Origin of the sequence: Janthinobacterium lividum, from assembly GCF_011601275.1 — a bacterium.
Classification (GTDB): Bacteria; Pseudomonadota; Gammaproteobacteria; order Burkholderiales; family Burkholderiaceae_D; genus Janthinobacterium; species Janthinobacterium lividum_E.
This window is the reverse complement of sequence record NZ_JAAOLY010000038.1, coordinates 1-16,496: the sequence shown is the minus strand read 5'-3', so window position 1 is coordinate 16,496 and position 16,496 is coordinate 1. Positions and strand designations below refer to the sequence as shown.

The following is a 16,496-nucleotide window of genomic DNA, read 5'->3' as shown; positions in this document are numbered from 1 at the left end:
ACAGGACCGTGAAACAACTTTGCGCCGATGATAGTGCTGCAACCAGTGTGAAAGTAGGTTATCGTCAGGCTTGTTATTCGCAGTAGAGAAAAACCCCGCCAGCAATGGTGGGGTTTTTTTTCGTCTGAAGCTTTTGTTTGGCGCTGTCGGCTGACGCGTGCGGTGACACAAATACGTGTTGCAGCTGTTCCAAATTGATACATGGACGGCCGGATGCGGGGCATATAGACATGGCATGGCATTTGCTCTTCTTGGATATTCACTAAAAAACCAAGGAGACCAGCATGACCTATTCCATTCGTACCCTGCTCGGCATGGCGGCCGCCGGCGCCGTTGCCCTCACTTCTCTGCTGACCTTGCCGCATGCCTATGCGCATGGCAATGTCACGCCGCAGGGCGTCGATACCACGGGCTTGCCCAAGGTGGGCGACAAGTGGCTCGAGCAAAACCCGTATCGGGGCAACAAGCTGGCCTTGACGGTGGGCACATCGGCCTACAACCAGAATTGCGCCCGCTGCCACGGCATCGAAGCCATTTCGGGCGGCATCGCGCCGGACTTGCGCCAGCTGGACCGTGATTGTTTCGGTATCAAGAATGAGACAAAGAAACAGGCTTGCTACAAGGAGACGGACAATTACTACCTGACCACCATCCGTCACGGTAAAGTGCGCAATGGAGCCGTGTACATGCCACCGTTCGAGGGCGTGTTCAACCAGGAAGCCATGTGGGCCATCAAGACCTATCTGGAAACGCGCCGCGAATCCAATTAAGCTGAACCGATCACGAAGGAGTCCCATGCGTTCATTTCAACTGCGGGGCGTGCGCGCGATGATCTCGCTCGCTTGCCTGGCGCTGTGCGCAGCCGCGCCGGCGCATGCCGACTGGCAGAAAGTGCAGCAGTCGGGTAGCCTGAAAGTGGCTGTGTACAACGAGTTCGCGCCGTTTTCCGACAAGGGTGTTGGCATCGATATCGATATTGCCGAAGCGCTGGCGAAAAAGCTGGGCTTGAAACTGAGCTTGCTGCCATTTCCCGCCGGCGAAAACCTGAACGACGATTTGCGCAATATGGTGTGGAAGGGGCATTACCTCGGCTATGGCCCCGCCGACGTGATGCTGCATGTGCCAGTCGATAAGAAGTTGATGGCCGATAACGACAAGGTCGAGATCTTCGCGCCGTATTACGTGGAAACCGTGCGCTTGGCACGCAGCGCGCAAGCTGTGCCGCAATTCGACGGAGTCGCCTCGCTGGCAGGCAAGCGTATCGGCGTGGAAAAGGTGTCGATCGCGGCCATGCTGATGCTGGGCGAAGACAATGGCAAGTACCGCGACGACGTGCGCATCTTCGATACGGCCGCGGAAGCCTTGCAACAATTGCAGGCGGGCAAGCTCGACGCCGTGCTGGCCAACCGTTCGGAAATCGAATCGGTGCTGAAAAGCGATCCCGCTTTCCCCTTGAGCGAAGTGGCGTTCGCCCGCTTGCCGCGTGCCGGCTGGGCCGTGGGCCTGGCCGTCAGCAAGCAACAGTTCGACGTGGCCAAGTTGCTGCAGGCAGCCATGAACGAGATGGCGGCCAGCGGCGAATTGAAAACCATTTTTGAGAAATATGGCGTGAAGGAAGCGCGGCCCTGAAGTAGCTTGCTGGAGTTTAAAAGCCCGCGTATCGGAAGATACGCGGGCTTTTTCATGAGAACGCCTGAAAAATGTTCAGGGCAAGGCGCATTGCCGCAGGCAGTACGAATAGTACGACAAGGCAATGCAACGCCGCCATGGACTTTTTTCTCAGGTGTTCTTAAAACGCGTATTGGGCGCTGACGCCCAACAACCAGTTACGTCCCGGCGCCGCTTCATAGTAGCGCTTGTTGCTGTCGCCGACGATGACGGAGCCCACGTAGACCTTGTCGAAAAGATTGTTCAGGCGGGCAAATTCCTTGAAGCGCCAGTTCCCCACATTTTGTTTGGCGTTGAAGCGCGCATTGAACACCGTGTAGCCGGGCGCCGGTTTTTCGCTGTTACTGTCTTCCGCGTAGACCTGGTTGCTGGCCACGCTTTCCAGCGCCGCGCCAAAGCGGTCCAGCGTGTCTTTCCAGGCCAGTTCCGCGAACAGGTTGGCGCTGGGCACACCAGGCAAACGACTGCCTTCGCGCACGCTGCCAAACGCCTGGTCATACACGGCGTGCAGGCTGGTCAGCGCCACTTTCGCCGTGAAGCCATATGGTAGGTTCGAGTCCAGCGACACTTCCATGCCTTGGCGCAAGGTCTTGCCGGCATTGCGGTAGCTGGTGCGTCCGCCGCTGGAACTGTCGACCACCAGCTCGTCGTTGGTCTTGATCTGGAACACGGCCGCGTTCACGTGCGTGTTGTTGGCGATCCTGGCCTTGATGCCCGCTTCCAGGTTGGTGCTGGTGGCCGGTTTCAGCTGGTAATTGAAGCCGCCGCCCGTGCCCGAGTAAAACAGTTCGTTCAAGGTGGGCGCTTCGAAGCCGCGCGCGGCGCTGGCGTATACGTTGACGTCCGGTGTCAGTTTATACAGCAGACCCAGCACCGGTGTCGTGTGGCTGAACTCCAGGCTGCCGCTGTCGTTCCCATTGCTGAGATAGCGGTCGTTGACCGACACTTTCATCTTGCTGTAGCGCATACCTGCGCTGAGCAGCCATGGTCCGCTTTGCCATTCCGTCTGGATATACGGATCGAGGCTGGAGACGACGTCCTGCTCGTCGCGGCGCAGCTTGCCTTTCACGCCAAACGTGTTGCCGATGTAATTTTCATAGCCGGTGCGGTCATCGCTGGAGCGGCCATAGTCGATGCCGATAGTGGTGCTCAGCTTGCCGCCAGCCAGCCGGTTCACGTGCAGCCAATTGGTATCGATGCCATAGAACTCACGCTGGAAGTCGACCACGCCGCCCGAATGGCTGGCTGGCGCCTGGAAACCCTTCGTAAAAGCCTGGTACTGGATCACGTCGCGGTTGCCGCCGTATGCCGTCACATGCAGGCGGTCTTCGCCGAACGACTGTTCATAGGTGGCGCCGATTTGCTGGTGGTCGATGCTCTTGCGCGTGTTATAGCGCTCGGCCAGGGTGCGCTTCGGGTTTTGCGTGTCGCTCGCATCGGTTTCGCCGGCGCGCGGGTCGCGGGCAAACGTGGCCCAGGTAGCGCCCAGCGGATCTTGCGTGTTGCCCTGGTGCAGGCTGTTGGCAACGATGGTCAGCTTGCTGTCCAGCGTCGGCTTGACGGTGATCTTGCCGAACGCCTGTTCGCGCGTGGCGGCGCTGTGGTCGCGGAAACCGTCCGTGCGGAAGCGTGAACCGTCGATTACGTAGCCGATGCCGCCGGCCTGTCCTTGGGCCGAGAGATCCACCTTGCTGGTGCCGAAGCTGCCGCCCGTCACGTTCAGTTCGACGGACGGAGGATTTTGCCCATCCTTGGAAAACAGCTGGATCACGCCGCCCGAGTGGTTGCCGTAGATGGCAGAAAACGGTCCGCGCAGCACTTCGATGCGCTCGGCCGTATCGAGGTTGAAGGTGGCGGCCTGGCCTTGGCCATCGGGCATGCTGGCGGGAATGCCATCGCTGATCAGTTTGACGCCGCGCACGCCGAAGGCCGAGCGGGCGCCGAAGCCGCGCGACGAGATTTGCAAGTCTTGCGCGTAGTTATGGCGGTTTTGCACGACCAGGCCTGGCACGGCGGCCAGCGCTTCCGACGCGTTCACGCGGATTTGCCCATCCTGTATGCGCGCGCTGTCGACGACGTCGATCGAGGCTGGCACTTCCTGGCTGGGGTGGGCGATGCGGCTGCCGCTGACGACCACCGTGTCCATGAGTTGCCCGCCCGGATCTGCGGCCTCGGCGGCAAAGACGTGGGGGGCGAGGGTAGCGCTGCCGGCGACAAACAGGCTGGCGATGGTGTTCAGGCGGAAGCGGTGCTGCATGCGGATTCTCCAATGTGAATAAAAGCCTGCTTGGTCGCGTGCGCGGCGCAGGTCTGCATCTTTGTATCAAGCAATATGCCTGCCATGTCTCCATTGGTGGGCTGAAATTATACGCGTGTCAGTGGCACGGCGTTTGCATACAGCAATTATCAGATGCGCCGATGCCGCGCGCTTTTCCTGTGTTTTGCCATCGAAAGGTGATTATGCCCAACTTCTTCTCGTGCTTGCGCCAGGTGTGCTGGCTGCTGCCGGCGCTCGCCTGCACCTCCCTCCAGGCCGCTCCCTTTGCCTATGTGCCCAATGAAAAATCGGGCACCTTGAGTGTGATCGACACGGGGACCGATCAGGTCGTGCGCCAGATTGCAGCCGGCAAGCGTCCGCGCGGCATCGCCGCCGACCCCACCGGACGGCAATTGTTTGTCACGGATGCGGCCAGCAGCGCCTTGCTGCTGATCGATAACGCTGGCGGCGCCCCCCTGCGCACGGTGGCGCTGGGCAAGTCGCCCGAAGGCGTCAGCGCTTCGCAAGACGGTCATTACGTGGCCGTGGCCGTCGAGGAGAACAATAGCGTGGCCTTGCTCGATGGCCAGACGGGCGTCTTGCTCGCCGATATCAAGGTGCATGGACGCAATCCGGAACATGCCGTCTTCAGCCCGGATGGGCGCTGGCTGCTGGTCAGCGCGGAAGAGGCTGAACAAGTCGATGTCATTGATGTGGTGCAACGCCGCCAGGTGGCATCCATCGCCGTGGGATTGCGTCCGCGCGGCATCGGTTTCAGCCCGGACTCGGGCCGTGCCTACGTGGCGTGCGAACTGGTCAATGCCGTCTACGTGATCGACATGGCCGCGCGCAAGACCATTGCCACCATTCCCGCTGGCAAGAATGCGAATGGCATCGTGGTCCATCCCAGCGGCAAGCAGGTGTATGTCTCGAACGGTATCGACGGCACGGTGATGGTGATCGATACGGCCAGCAACGAGGTCACGGCCACCATTCCCGTCGGCAAGCGCCCGTGGAATATGGCCATCACGCCCGACGGCGCCAAACTGTACGTGGCCAATGGCCGCTCGAACAGCGTATCCGTCATCGATACGGCCAGCGCGCGCAAGGTGGCCGATATTACCGTGGGTGAATTGCCATGGGGCGTGGTGATTCGCTAGTCCCACGGGAACAGGTGCTCCAGTCTGGTACACCTGTTCCATTGTGCATCGGTAGAGGGGCGCAGCAACAGGGTTGGCCCGGATTGGAACAGGACGTCGCCCCCTTGTTCAAATCGCAAACAGGCCACGCACGCCTTTCATGCCCGGGGCATGCGCTGAAAAGCGCGCCGGTATTGACGCCACACCCTTGCAACAAGGGTAAAAGCGGCTAAGTTTGTAGTGGGATGGTGAGCTGGCACGGCATTTGCGGAAGACTCCGTGTACTCACCCCATCTGTACCAGGACGTTTGATTTTAATTACAGCAATTCCATTCTAATTAACCCGATAGAGGACGACATGAATCTCGCAGACATCAGCAAACTGGGCGTAGCGAATCCCTTTAAACAACGCTATGACAATTACATCGGCGGCAAATTCGTTGCCCCAGTAAAAGGTGAATACTTTCCTAACATCACGCCGATCACGGGCTTGCCATTTTGCGAAATCGCCCGTTCCACGGCGGAAGACGTCGAGCTGGCCTTGGACGCCGCGCATGCCGCCAAGGATGCCTGGGGCAAGACGTCGCCTGCCGAGCGCGCCAATATCCTGAATCGCATCGCCGACCGCATCGAACAGAACCTGGGCCTGATCGCCACGGCGGAAACCATCGACAACGGCAAGCCCATCCGCGAAACGATGAATGCCGACATTCCACTGGCCATCGACCATTTCCGTTATTTTGCCGGTTGCATCCGCGCGCAGGAAGGTTCCGTCGCGCAAATCGATGCGGAAACCTATGCTTATCACTACCACGAGCCGCTGGGCGTCGTGGGCCAGATCATCCCATGGAATTTCCCGATTCTGATGGCCGTGTGGAAACTGGCGCCAGCGTTGGCCGCCGGCAATTGCGTGGTCTTGAAACCGGCCGAGCAGACGCCGGCTTCCATCATGGTGTTGATCGAGCTGATCGGCGACTTGCTGCCGCCGGGCGTGCTGAACATTATCAACGGTTTCGGCCTGGAAGCGGGCAAGCCGCTGGCCTCAAGCAAGCGCATCGCCAAGATCGCCTTCACGGGCGAAACGGGCACGGGCCGCCTGATCATGGGTTATGCCGCGCAAAACCTGATTCCCGTCACTCTGGAGCTGGGCGGCAAGTCGCCGAACATCTTCTTTGAAGACGTGATGGATGCGGATGACGAGTATTTCGACAAGTGCCTGGAAGGTTTTGCCATGTTCGCGCTGAATCAGGGCGAGGTATGCACCTGTCCATCGCGCGTGCTGATCCAGGAATCGATCTACGAGAAATTCATCGAACGCGCCCTGAAGCGTGTGGCGGCCATCAAGCAGGGCAACCCGCTCGATTCGTCCACCATGATCGGCGCGCAGGCGTCGCAGGAGCAGCTGGAGAAAATCCTGTCCTACCTCGACATCGGCCGTCAGGAAGGCGCCGAAGTGCTGGCCGGCGGCGAGCGCAACACGCAGGCGGGTGACTTGGAAGGGGGCTATTACGTGCGTCCGACCGTGTTCAAGGGCAACAACAAGATGCGCATCTTCCAGGAAGAAATCTTTGGACCGGTCGTGTCCGTGACCACCTTCAAGGATGAGGCCGATGCGCTGGCGATTGCCAACGATACCTTGTACGGCCTGGGGGCCGGCTTGTGGACGCGCGACGGTTCGCGCGCCTTCCGCATGGGGCGCGCCATCCAGGCGGGCCGCGTGTGGACCAATTGCTACCACCTGTATCCGGCCCACGCCGCGTTCGGTGGCTACAAGCAATCGGGCATCGGCCGCGAAAACCACAAGATGATGCTCGACCACTATCAGCAAACGAAGAACTTGCTGGTGAGCTATAGCCCGAAAGCGCTGGGCTTCTTCTAAACGGCAACAGGCGCCGCGCCTGTCGTCCGGGCGCGGCGCGCAGAAAGGGATGCCATGAGTACAGCAATTGCCAGGGTGGTCGCCACCGATGCTGCGCTGGAAATGATGGACAAGTTGCGCCAGCGTCACGGCCCGCTGATGTTTTTCCAGTCGGGCGGTTGCTGCGACGGCAGTACGCCTATGTGCTATGCGCTGGGCGAGTTCGATGTCAGCGATACCGACATCTATCTCGGTAATTTGAATGGCACACCGTTCTACATGGGACTCGAGCAATTCGAGTACTGGGAGCATACCCAGTTGATTATCGATGTGGTCGATGGCAATGGCGGCATGTTTTCACTCGACAACGGCACAGGCAAGCGTTTCTTGACGCGCTCGCGCCTGTTCACCGACGAAGAGTGCGCCTTGCTGCATGCCCAGCCGCATGAGCACCGCAAAACTTGATACACACATACTAATAAAACAGAGGGAGATGATTGTGCAAAAAAAAATCATGGGGATATTCGTCGGTTTGAGTTTGGCATCGCTGGCCCAGGCGGCCGACGTGGGCAATGTCACCAGTGCCATGCTCGACAGCACGGCGAAGAATCCGTCCAGCGTCCTGTCGTTCGGCATGGGCACGCAGGGCCAGCGCTATTCGCCGTTGACGCAGATCAATGACAAGACCGTGGCCAAGCTGGTGCCGGCCTGGTCGTTCTCGTTTGGCGGTGAAAAACAGCGGGGCCAGGAATCGCAGCCGTTGATTCATAACGGCAAGATGTTCGTCACGGCATCGTATTCGCGCATCTTTGCCGTCGACTTGAAAACGGGCGCCAAACTGTGGAAGTATGAGCATCGCTTGCCGGACGGCATCATGCCATGCTGCGACGTGGTTAACCGTGGCGCCGCCCTGTACGGCAACCTGGTGATCTTCGGCACGCTCGACGCCTACCTGGTGGCGCTGGACCAGAATACGGGCAAGATCGTCTGGAAGGAAAAGGTCGACGATTATGCGGCCGGCTACTCGATGACGGCCGCGCCGCTGATCGCCGAAGGCTTGCTGCTGACGGGCGTGTCGGGCGGTGAATTCGGCATCGTGGGCCGGGTCGAAGCGCGCAACCCGATGACGGGCGACCTCGTGTGGAGCCGTCCGACGGTAGAGGGGCACATGGGCCACCGCTACGACAAGGATGGCAAGGCCATCGACAACGGTATCTCGGGAACGGTGAACAAGACCTGGCCGGGCGACCTGTGGAAAACGGGCGGCGCTTCGACGTGGATGGGCGGCACCTACGATCCGCAAACCAAGCTCGCCTACTTTGGCACGGGCAACCCGGCGCCATGGAACAGCCACTTGCGTCCCGGCGACAATCTGTACTCATCGTCCACCGTGGCGCTGGACGTGAAAACGGGCCAGATCAAGTGGGCGTATCAAAACACGCCGAACGATGCCTGGGATTTCGACGGCGCCAACGAATTTGTCACCTTCGACATGGATGGCAAGCGCTACGGCGGCAAGGCCGACCGCAACGGTTTCTTCTATGTGATCGACGCCAACACGGGCAAGCTGCAGAATGCCTTTCCGTTTGTGAAGAAAATCACCTGGGCCAGCAGCATCGACCTGAAGACGGGCCGGCCGAACTACATCGCCGCCGGCCGCCCTGGCGACCCGACCAAGGGCGAGGAAGGCAAGAAGGGTACGACTGTGTTTGCCGCGCCCGCTTTCCTCGGTGCAAAAAACCAGATGCCGATGGCGTACTCGCCGCAAACCAAGCTGTTCTATGTGCCGGCGAACGAATGGGGCATGGATATTTGGAACGAGCCGATCAGCTACAAGAAGGGCGGCGCTTTCCTCGGTGCCGGTTTCACCATCAAGCCCCTGTTTGACGACTACATCGGCGCCATGCGCGCCGTCGATCCGAAGACGGGCAAGATCGTGTGGGAAATCAAGAACAACGCGCCGCTGTGGGGTGGCGTGATGAGCACGGCCGGCAACCTGGTGTTCTATGGCACGCCGGAAGGCTTCCTGAAAGCCGTCGACGCGAAGACGGGCAAGGAGTTGTGGAAATTCCAGACGGGCTCCGGCGTCGTGGCGCCGCCCGTCACCTGGCAGGATGGTGACACGCAATACGTGGCCGTCGTATCCGGCTGGGGTGGCGCGGTACCGCTGTGGGGCGGCGAAGTGGCGAAGAAGGTCAACTTCCTGGAACAGGGCGGTTCCGTGTGGGTCTTCAAGCTGGCATCGAAGTAACGGGGTGAAACATCCGGGCCACACGGATGGGTGTCTCCCTGTCCGCCGGGTGTTTTCTTTTTGCTGACGGCCCAGGCCGTCAGTTTTTTGTTTACGTGTACGCAGATACGCATACTTGCGGTCAAAAAATGAACACTGTCAGTGGCGATTGATCCGCCGCTGCACACGTTAATGACGTTTTTTTTCTTTCTCCCTCTGGGGCTTGATGGGCACGCTTATTGCCAAAGCTTGAGGTACATCAATCACTGGTGTGCACACTAAAAACAGAGAAGAAAGAGGAAAAGAAATGAACACATGGATCAAGCTGGGGAGCCTCGGTGTCATGACAATCGCAGCGGTGGGACAGGCGCAAGCCGTCGATATCAAGGCTGGCGACTGGACCGTGTCGGTGGGCGGCATCGTCAACGCCTACTACACGCAAGTGTCGTGTTCGGGCGATGCGGTGGGAGGGCTGGCGCTGGGCGGCCAGGCGCTCGGCTGCGGTGGAGAAAAGGACCGCACCACGATCGGCAATGGCTTGCTGCCCAACGGCTTGATCACTTCCGCCGCATCGCGGCTGGGCGAATACGACGTGAAAGCCTTGATTGGTATCTACAACTCGACTGCCACGGACAGCGCCATCAGCCAGAACAGCGTGGTGGACGTACGCCAGGCCTTCTTTACGTTTGGCAATGAGCAGATGGGCACTTTCAAGCTGGGCCGCGACTACGGCATCTTCGGCGCGAATGCGATTTTGTCCGACATGACCTTGCTGGGCTCGGGCGCACCGGTGCAGGCCACGCAGCGGGGCCGGGTGACCCTGGGCCATATCGGCGCCGGCTATACCTATCTGGGCAACTATGGCCAGATCATGTACAGCTCGCCAAAGTCGGGCGGCGTTGGCGTCGACGTGGCGCTGGTCAGCCCCGTCTCCGATACGCCCATCGTGGCAGGCTCGACTTATTCTTCGAAGTCGAGTCCGCAAGTGCAGGCGCAGCTGACGTATGCGCAGGAAGGCTTGAAGGCGTGGCTGGGCGTGAAGTCGCAAAAATTCACCTCGAAAACGCCGGGTGTCGATGACCTGACCATGCGTGGTGTGGAAGTGGGCGGTTCGTACCAGATGGGACCGGCTGGCGTGCTGGTCAACTTCCAGGGCGGCAAAGGATTGGGGATTCTTTCCGATGCGGACCAGGGCGATACCAAGTCGAAGAACTGGCTGCTGCAAGGCACGTATAAAACGACGGACAAGCTGAAGCTGGGCTTGTCCTACGGCATCAGCAAGAACGATGACAACACGGCCGGCACGGGTGGCTTGAAGTCGAACGCTAACCTGACCCTGGGCGCGTATTACTCGCTCAACAGCGCGATCACCCTGGTAGGCGAGCTGGGCCAGACGCGCTCGAAAGGCTTTGCCGGCGGTGAAGCGAAGATGAATGGCGTGTCTCTGGGCGGCATTATTTTCTTCTAACTCAACAACGCGGCGCCTTGGAACAGGGCGCCGCACGGAGCACCATGCATGCGGATAATGCGTTTGTTCATAGCCTGCTGGCTATTCCTGTTTATCCTGGGACAGGCTTGGGCCGGTGTGCTGACCAAGTCCGAACTGGCGCGGCGCTTTCCCGCGCCCATCGTCGTGGGCGACAAGGAGACCGATTTGCCCGTCTGGCCCTTGTTCCGCCAAAACGCCACGGCGGCCGAACTGGTCGGCTACGTTTTTGAATCGGTGGATCTGGCGCCCATCCCCGGCTTTTCCGGCGTGCCCGTCAATTTGCTGATCGCCATCGATCCGAAAGGCAGTTTTCTCGACGTCGCCGTGCTGTCGCAGCACGAACCCGTGTTTCTCGACGGCCTCGGGGAAGCGCCGCTGTTTCAGTTCGTCAAGCAGTATCAAGGCTTGTCGCTGAAACAGAATATCGCCATCGATGCGCGAACCAAGCGCGCGCCAGATGCGACCCACGCCGATATCGATGGTGTATCGAAGGCCACGGCTTCCGTGCGCATCATCAACCAGAGCGTGCTGGCCTCGGCCTTGAAAGTGTCGCGCAAAAAACTGGGTTTTGCGCAAGGCCGCGACCCGGACCAGATCGCCCGCATCCGCATGGAGGTATTCGAGAAACTCGGCGTGGCGCAGATGCTCGAGCGCGGATTGATCCAGCATATGCGCTTGAGCAACAAGGACGTGGAAGCCTTGTTTGCCGGCAGTCCCGGCGCGGGGCTCGAACCGGAAGCTGCGCGCGATCCGGACGGCGTGTTCATCGACCTGTACCTGGCGTACGTCTCAGTTCCCACGGTGGGGCGCAACCTGTTGACGGAACGCAGCTGGAACAAATTGCGCAACCGGCTTGACGAGGGCGACCACGCCATCCTTGTCATGTCGCGCGGGCGCTATAGCGTGCTGGGCGACGATTTCGTGCGCGGCACCGTGCCGGACCGCTTGTTGCTGAAACAGGATGGCTTGCCCATCGACATGCGCGACCTGGATCTGGACTTGAGCTTGTCCGATACGGGGCCATTGCCGACGGAAAATATCGTCGCATTGCGCATCATCAGCCAGGCGGGACTCGATGCGGCCAGCCCGCTGGCGTTCACGCTGCCGATCACGCGCAGCAAGGGCATCGTGTATCCGGAGCGCATCGCGCGCAACGTGGATGTCAGCTACCGTTTGCCGGCAGAGTTCTATACGGCGCCGCAAGGCGACGATGCCACGTGGCGTGGCACGTGGAAGAACCGCAAGGCCGAGTTGCTGCTATTGGTGACCGGGCTGGCGCTGCTGGCCGGCGCATTGGCCTGGCAGAAACGCCTGGTGCGCGATGGCCGCCAATTTGCGTGGTTTCGCCGTCTATTTCTGATGTTTACCATTGGCTTCATCGGCTATTACGCGCAGGGGCAGTTATCGATCGTCAATATCACGGGCGCGCTCCAGGCGCTGCTGGCGGGGCGCAGCCTGGGCTTTTTCCTGTTCGATCCGATGACGGTGATCCTGTGGGCGTTCGTGTTGCTCAGCCTGCTTGTCTGGGGACGGGGCACGTTTTGCGGCTGGCTGTGTCCGTTTGGGGCGCTGCAGGAATTCACAGGCAAGCTGGGCCAGTGGCTGCGCTTGCCTCAGTGGAAGATCAAGCCGCGCCTCGACGGGCGCTTGAAATGGATCAAGTATGGCTTGCTGGCGGCCATCCTTTCCAGCAGCCTGTTTTCCAGCCAGATCACGGACAAGCTGGTCGAACTGGAACCGTTCAAGACGGCCATTACCCTGAACTTCGTGCGCGCCTGGCCTTTCGTCGCGTATGCCGTGGGCTTGCTGCTGCTCAGCAGTGTTTCCTATAAATTCTTTTGCCGCTATCTGTGCCCGTTTGGTGCGGCGCTGGCGCTGCTGGGACGGTTTCACTTGTTCAACTGGATTCCCCGTCGCAAGGAGTGCGGCACGCCGTGCCAGACTTGCCGCCACCGGTGCGAGCATCAAGCCATCGCGCCGAGCGGGAAAGTCGATTACGGCGAGTGTTTTCAGTGCATGGATTGCGTGGTGATTTACGCCAGCGATGAAAAATGCGCACCCTTGATGCTGGAAATCAAGCGTGCCCGCACCATTTCTATTGTTCTTGCCACGGCAGAGGAGAGCAGCAATGCAGCGTAGAACCTTTATTTCAGCAGCGATAGGCAGCGTGACCGGCATGGCGGGCTTGTCATTGCCTGGCAGCATGGCGCGCGGCACAGCCACGGCCTCCGGCGCGCGCCCTTATCAAGGCGCTGCGCTGGCGTTTGGCACGACGATCGCCATCACCGTGTTGCACAACGATCAGCACCAGGCCGAGCTGGCCATTGAGGATGCCTTGCATGCGGCCAGGAATATCGACCGCCTGATGAGCATTTACAGTCCCGCCAGCCAAGTCTTCCAGCTGAACCGTGACGGCCGCCTGGCCCGGCCGGACGCCCATTTGCTGGCCGTGCTGTCACAGGCGCAAACCTTGTCGCAATGGAGCAATGGGGCGTTTGACATCACGATACAACCTTTATGGCAGCTGTTTCGCGCGGCGGCAGACCAGGCCGGCTTGCCTGCGGAAGCATTGCGGCGCGAAGCGCAGGCGCGGGTAGGCTGGCGGCAACTGGCGTGGGACAAACGCGAAGTGCGTTTCCTGCATCCCGGCATGGCGTTGACCTTGAATGGTCTGGCGCAAGGTTACGCGGCGGACATGGCGCTGGCGGCCGTGCAGGCGCGCGGCATACGGCACGCGCTGCTGGACACGGGCGAATTCGTTGCACGCGGGCAGCGTTCCGTGCGCCGTCCCTGGACCTTGGGCATCCAGGATCCGCGCGACGCAGAAATACTCGCGGCCACCTTGAAAGTGGAAGGGCGCAGCGTGGCCACCTCGGGCGACTACGAGTGCACGTTCACACCCGACTTCGTGCATCACCACATCTTCGATCCCTCGGAGGGGGATTCGCCGCGCGAACTGGCCAGCGTGACGGTGCTGGCGGCCACGGGCTTGCTGGCCGATGGCTTGTCGACGACTTTCATGGTGACGGGCGCGGCGCGTGCGCATGCGATGGCCGCGCAAATGGAAGGCGTCGACCTGATGACCATCGACAAACAGGGCCGGCGCCAGATGTCGCCCGGCTTTTCCCGTCTGCTCTAGACTAGGTTATTTCAGATGCGGCACCTTGCGATAGATCGTGTTGCGCGACACGCCCAGCGCCCGCGCCGTGGCCGAGACGTTGCCGCCGTGGGCATCGAGTGACTTGAGAATGACGCTCTGTTCCATCTCTTCCAGGTTGGCGCCTGCCGCGATCATGCGGTCCGTACTGGCGCTGGCGGCAGTCGCCTGAGTCATTTCAATATCGTCGAGGAAATCATCAGGCATGTGGCGTAGACAGATTTCATGTTCGTCGCCTGCCATGACGATGGCCGTGCGCAACAGATTGGTCAGTTGGCGGAAGTTGCCCGGCCATTTGTGCTGGTGGAACATGCGCAAGATGTCCGGCGCCACCGTGTAGCGCGTATCGGGCGCTTCCGTCGCGAGGATTTTTTTCACAACCGTGTCCAGGTCCGAGCGCTCGCGCAGCGGCGGCAGTTTTACCACCAGGCCATTCAGGCGGTAATACAGGTCTTCGCGGAACAATCCCTTGGCCATGCGTTCGCGCAAGTTATGATTCGTGGCGCAAATGAGTTCCACATTGACGGTGATCGATTTGCTGCTGCCCAGCGGCGTGACCATGCGTTCCTGCAATACGCGCAACAGGCGCGCCTGCAAACCAAATGGCATGTCGCCGATTTCATCGAGGAACAGGGTACCGCCATTGGCTTGCAAGATCTTGCCTATTGCCCCTTTCTTGCGCGCACCTGTAAACGCTCCGTCTTCATAGCCGAACAGTTCGGACTCGATCAGGGTTTCCGGAATCGATGCGCAATTGACGGCGATAAACGGCCCCATGGCCCGTGGCGAATCGTTGTGGATGGCTTGCGCCAGCAATTCCTTGCCGGTCCCTGTTTCGCCCATGACGAGGATGGGGATGTCGCGCCCCAGTACCTTGTTGACCTTTTCGATCACCAGTTCCAGCTGCGGATCGCCCGTGCGCAGGTAGCGCAGGCCAGACAGGCGCCGCGCCGCGTTGGCCGCATGGCTGGCCGGTGCGGGAACCTGGGCCGGGGCGGCGTTGATGTCGCTATGCTCGGTATTGGATGCAAAGCCATGTTGGAAGGCACTATTGGCCAAGCGCAACTGCGCACGCCCATACACGCGCACACCGCTGTGCATGCACAGGTTCAGCAAACCGGGCGAGGCCGTGCGGTAATGGTCGTACAGGGCGGAAACGGGCAAGCCGAACAGGGAGCTGAATGTGTGCGATTGCAGCGCGGCAAATGACAGACCCAGCTGGAACAAGCCGTTCTTGTTGGCGGATAAGAACCGTCCACCCGGCGTGAATGAGGCGATGCCTTCCATCAAGGTCCCGATGAATTCGGGACGCGCGTGGAAGTGCACGGTGATGGCGTCTTCGAAGGTGGCGGAAAACAACTGATTTTCGATCATCAGCGCCGACATGCGCACAAGGGCCATCGTATGCTTGTGGAAACTGCGCTGGTCGCTGGAGACATCGAGCACGCCGATGACGTTGCCCCGATGGTCGGTAATGGGCGCCGCGGAGCACGTGAGGAAATGATTGGCGGCCAAATAATGCTGATCCGCATGGACCAACGTCGGTACTTTTTCCGTGATGGCCGTGCCGATGGCATTCGTGCCGCGGCTTTGTTCCGACCATGCCACACCCGGTTGCAAAGCGACCCGGTTGGCTTTTTCCAGAAAATCATCATCGCCCAGCGAATGCACGATGACGCCGTTGGCATCCGTCAAGATCACCATATTATGCGTATTGACGATTTGCTGGTACAGAGTTTCCATGGCGGGCAGCGCGTGCGTGTGCAGCAAGCGGTTTTGCTCGATCAGCAAGGACAGGTCGGATTTGCCCGCCGGCGTAAAATCGGGCGTGGCCGTGGGCGACAGGCCAAAGGCGACTGAACGCTGATGGGACGTTTCAATGATGACGGGAACGTTGTCCTGTCCTGCCGGTGGTATGTTGGCGTCCGCGATGGACGAAAACGGTGCGCTACGGTAAGTAGCTGACGGTTGATACATGATCTCGTTGCCTCCGTTGGGCCCTGTACTGCGGCGCTCTTTTGAATATCGAGAGTGTTCCATAATGTAGCACCTGTCACAGATGGGAGCAAAGCAAAGCGAACCGGGCTATCCCCAGTGTTGCTGCCAGGCCCAGAGTTGCTCTCATCAGTGGACAGTGCCTATGTCGGTATAAGCAAGTGCGGTGCCAGGGACCGTTTCACACGGGCGAAAAATAGCCCTTGCGGCGCGCGCGGGGCAGGGCTATAATTCGCCCCCTCGCTGAACGACGCATGCAAATGCCGAGTAAAGCAGGGTGAAAAAGAAGGTTGACGAAATGCTGCAAACGCTTCATACTCTTCCTTCTTCGCAGCTGACAAACACAACGCTTTGTCGATAGCGCGAGAGTAGTAAATAAGCAGTACCGAATACAGTTCTTTAACAATTAACAGTCGATAAGTGTGGGCATTTGATGTAGTGCAGCGATGATCTTCGGATTGTCGTAATACTTAAAATATCAAATGTTCACAAGAAATAATGAAATAGGCGCTACGAAAGTAGTGGCCTGTCAGTTTTTTGAGTGAGCGACCCGTCGCAAGACGGTGCCAATAAAATGGCAAAGTAACAGAGATTAAACTGAAGAGTTTGATCCTGGCTCAGATTGAACGCTGGCGGCATGCCTTACACATGCAAGTCGAACGGCAGCACGGAGCTTGCTCTGGTGGCGAGTGGCGAACGGGTG

General features: G+C 59.7%; 12 protein-coding genes and 1 rRNA gene. 10 read left to right on the top strand and 3 right to left on the bottom strand.

The window, feature by feature from the left end:
- Nucleotides 1–263: hypothetical protein (locus GYK42_RS29155; RefSeq protein ID WP_205711602.1), on the bottom strand; the 263-nt coding region annotated here is incomplete at its 3' end.
- A 21-nt stretch (nt 264–284) separates the two neighbouring features.
- Here GYK42_RS29155 and pedF point away from each other — a divergent pair.
- On the top strand, nt 285–770 hold the full coding sequence (gene pedF / locus GYK42_RS28480) for a cytochrome c-550 PedF (RefSeq protein ID WP_034756828.1): 486 nt from the start codon (nt 285–287) through the stop codon (nt 768–770).
- 25 nt (nt 771–795) lie between these two features.
- Nucleotides 796–1,629: a substrate-binding periplasmic protein gene (locus GYK42_RS28475; protein ID WP_166450228.1), complete on the top strand. Its 834-nt coding sequence runs from the start codon at nt 796–798 to the stop codon at nt 1,627–1,629.
- A 160-nt stretch (nt 1,630–1,789) separates the two neighbouring features.
- Here GYK42_RS28475 and GYK42_RS28470 read toward each other — a convergent pair whose 3' ends face one another.
- Complete coding sequence (locus GYK42_RS28470; protein ID WP_166450227.1) at nt 1,790–3,925, bottom strand: TonB-dependent receptor family protein; 2,136 nt, start codon at nt 3,923–3,925, stop codon at nt 1,790–1,792.
- Between the two features lie 203 nt (nt 3,926–4,128).
- On the opposite strand from GYK42_RS28470, the gene GYK42_RS28465 reads away from it, so the two are divergent.
- The 7 genes from GYK42_RS28465 to GYK42_RS28435 all read left to right on the top strand — a co-directional run bounded on the left by GYK42_RS28465 (nt 4,129) and on the right by GYK42_RS28435 (nt 13,780).
- Nucleotides 4,129–5,085, top strand: a complete 957-nt coding sequence (locus GYK42_RS28465) for a beta-propeller fold lactonase family protein (RefSeq protein WP_166450226.1) — start codon at nt 4,129–4,131, stop codon at nt 5,083–5,085.
- Nucleotides 5,086–5,422: 337 nt separating this feature from the next.
- The gene (adh, locus tag GYK42_RS28460) at nt 5,423–6,943 is read left to right on the top strand and encodes an aldehyde dehydrogenase (RefSeq protein WP_166450225.1); all 1,521 of its coding nucleotides are present in this window, start codon (nt 5,423–5,425) and stop codon (nt 6,941–6,943) included.
- Between the two features lie 54 nt (nt 6,944–6,997).
- Nucleotides 6,998–7,387: a DUF779 domain-containing protein gene (locus tag GYK42_RS28455; RefSeq protein ID WP_166450224.1), complete on the top strand. Its 390-nt coding sequence runs from the start codon at nt 6,998–7,000 to the stop codon at nt 7,385–7,387.
- A 49-nt stretch (nt 7,388–7,436) separates the two neighbouring features.
- Nucleotides 7,437–9,173, top strand: coding sequence for a PQQ-dependent methanol/ethanol family dehydrogenase (locus tag GYK42_RS28450; protein WP_277346723.1), 1,737 nt, complete (start codon nt 7,437–7,439; stop codon nt 9,171–9,173).
- 286 nt (nt 9,174–9,459) lie between these two features.
- Nucleotides 9,460–10,620, top strand: coding sequence for a porin (locus GYK42_RS28445; RefSeq protein WP_166450222.1), 1,161 nt, complete (start codon nt 9,460–9,462; stop codon nt 10,618–10,620).
- 57 nt (nt 10,621–10,677) lie between these two features.
- On the top strand, nt 10,678–12,780 hold the full coding sequence (locus tag GYK42_RS28440) for a 4Fe-4S binding protein (RefSeq protein ID WP_240943926.1): 2,103 nt from the start codon (nt 10,678–10,680) through the stop codon (nt 12,778–12,780).
- Nucleotides 12,770–13,780 (top strand): FAD:protein FMN transferase, encoded by a 1,011-nt coding sequence (locus tag GYK42_RS28435; RefSeq protein ID WP_166450220.1) that lies wholly within the window; start codon nt 12,770–12,772, stop codon nt 13,778–13,780. The genes GYK42_RS28440 and GYK42_RS28435 overlap by 11 nt, the downstream gene beginning before the upstream one ends.
- A gap of 6 nt (nt 13,781–13,786) precedes the next feature.
- Here the strand turns inward: GYK42_RS28435 and GYK42_RS28430 are convergent, their stop codons facing one another.
- A complete protein-coding gene (locus GYK42_RS28430) occupies nt 13,787–15,775 on the bottom strand; it encodes a sigma-54-dependent Fis family transcriptional regulator (protein WP_240943924.1) in 1,989 nt (662 codons plus the stop codon).
- 612 nt (nt 15,776–16,387) lie between these two features.
- On the opposite strand from GYK42_RS28430, the gene GYK42_RS28425 reads away from it, so the two are divergent.
- Nucleotides 16,388–16,496, top strand: a 16S ribosomal RNA gene (locus tag GYK42_RS28425); the annotation flags it as partial.

What these genes read in the sequence shown, in the direction of transcription:
- GYK42_RS28450 (WP_277346723.1), top strand. Translation starts at nt 7,437, where the DNA reads ATGGGGATATTCGTCGGTTTGAGTTTGGCATCGCTGGCCCAGGCGGCC.
- GYK42_RS28445 (WP_166450222.1), top strand. Translation starts at nt 9,460, where the DNA reads ATGAACACATGGATCAAGCTGGGGAGCCTCGGTGTCATGACAATCGCA.
- adh (WP_166450225.1), top strand. Translation starts at nt 5,423, where the DNA reads ATGAATCTCGCAGACATCAGCAAACTGGGCGTAGCGAATCCCTTTAAA.
- GYK42_RS28430 (WP_240943924.1), bottom strand. Translation starts at nt 15,775, where the DNA reads ATGTATCAACCGTCAGCTACTTACCGTAGCGCACCGTTTTCGTCCATC.
- GYK42_RS28475 (WP_166450228.1), top strand. Translation starts at nt 796, where the DNA reads ATGCGTTCATTTCAACTGCGGGGCGTGCGCGCGATGATCTCGCTCGCT.
- GYK42_RS28470 (WP_166450227.1), bottom strand. Translation starts at nt 3,925, where the DNA reads ATGCAGCACCGCTTCCGCCTGAACACCATCGCCAGCCTGTTTGTCGCC.
- GYK42_RS28440 (WP_240943926.1), top strand. Translation starts at nt 10,678, where the DNA reads ATGCGTTTGTTCATAGCCTGCTGGCTATTCCTGTTTATCCTGGGACAG.
- GYK42_RS28465 (WP_166450226.1), top strand. Translation starts at nt 4,129, where the DNA reads ATGCCCAACTTCTTCTCGTGCTTGCGCCAGGTGTGCTGGCTGCTGCCG.
- GYK42_RS28455 (WP_166450224.1), top strand. Translation starts at nt 6,998, where the DNA reads ATGAGTACAGCAATTGCCAGGGTGGTCGCCACCGATGCTGCGCTGGAA.
- pedF (WP_034756828.1), top strand. Translation starts at nt 285, where the DNA reads ATGACCTATTCCATTCGTACCCTGCTCGGCATGGCGGCCGCCGGCGCC.
- GYK42_RS28435 (WP_166450220.1), top strand. Translation starts at nt 12,770, where the DNA reads ATGCAGCGTAGAACCTTTATTTCAGCAGCGATAGGCAGCGTGACCGGC.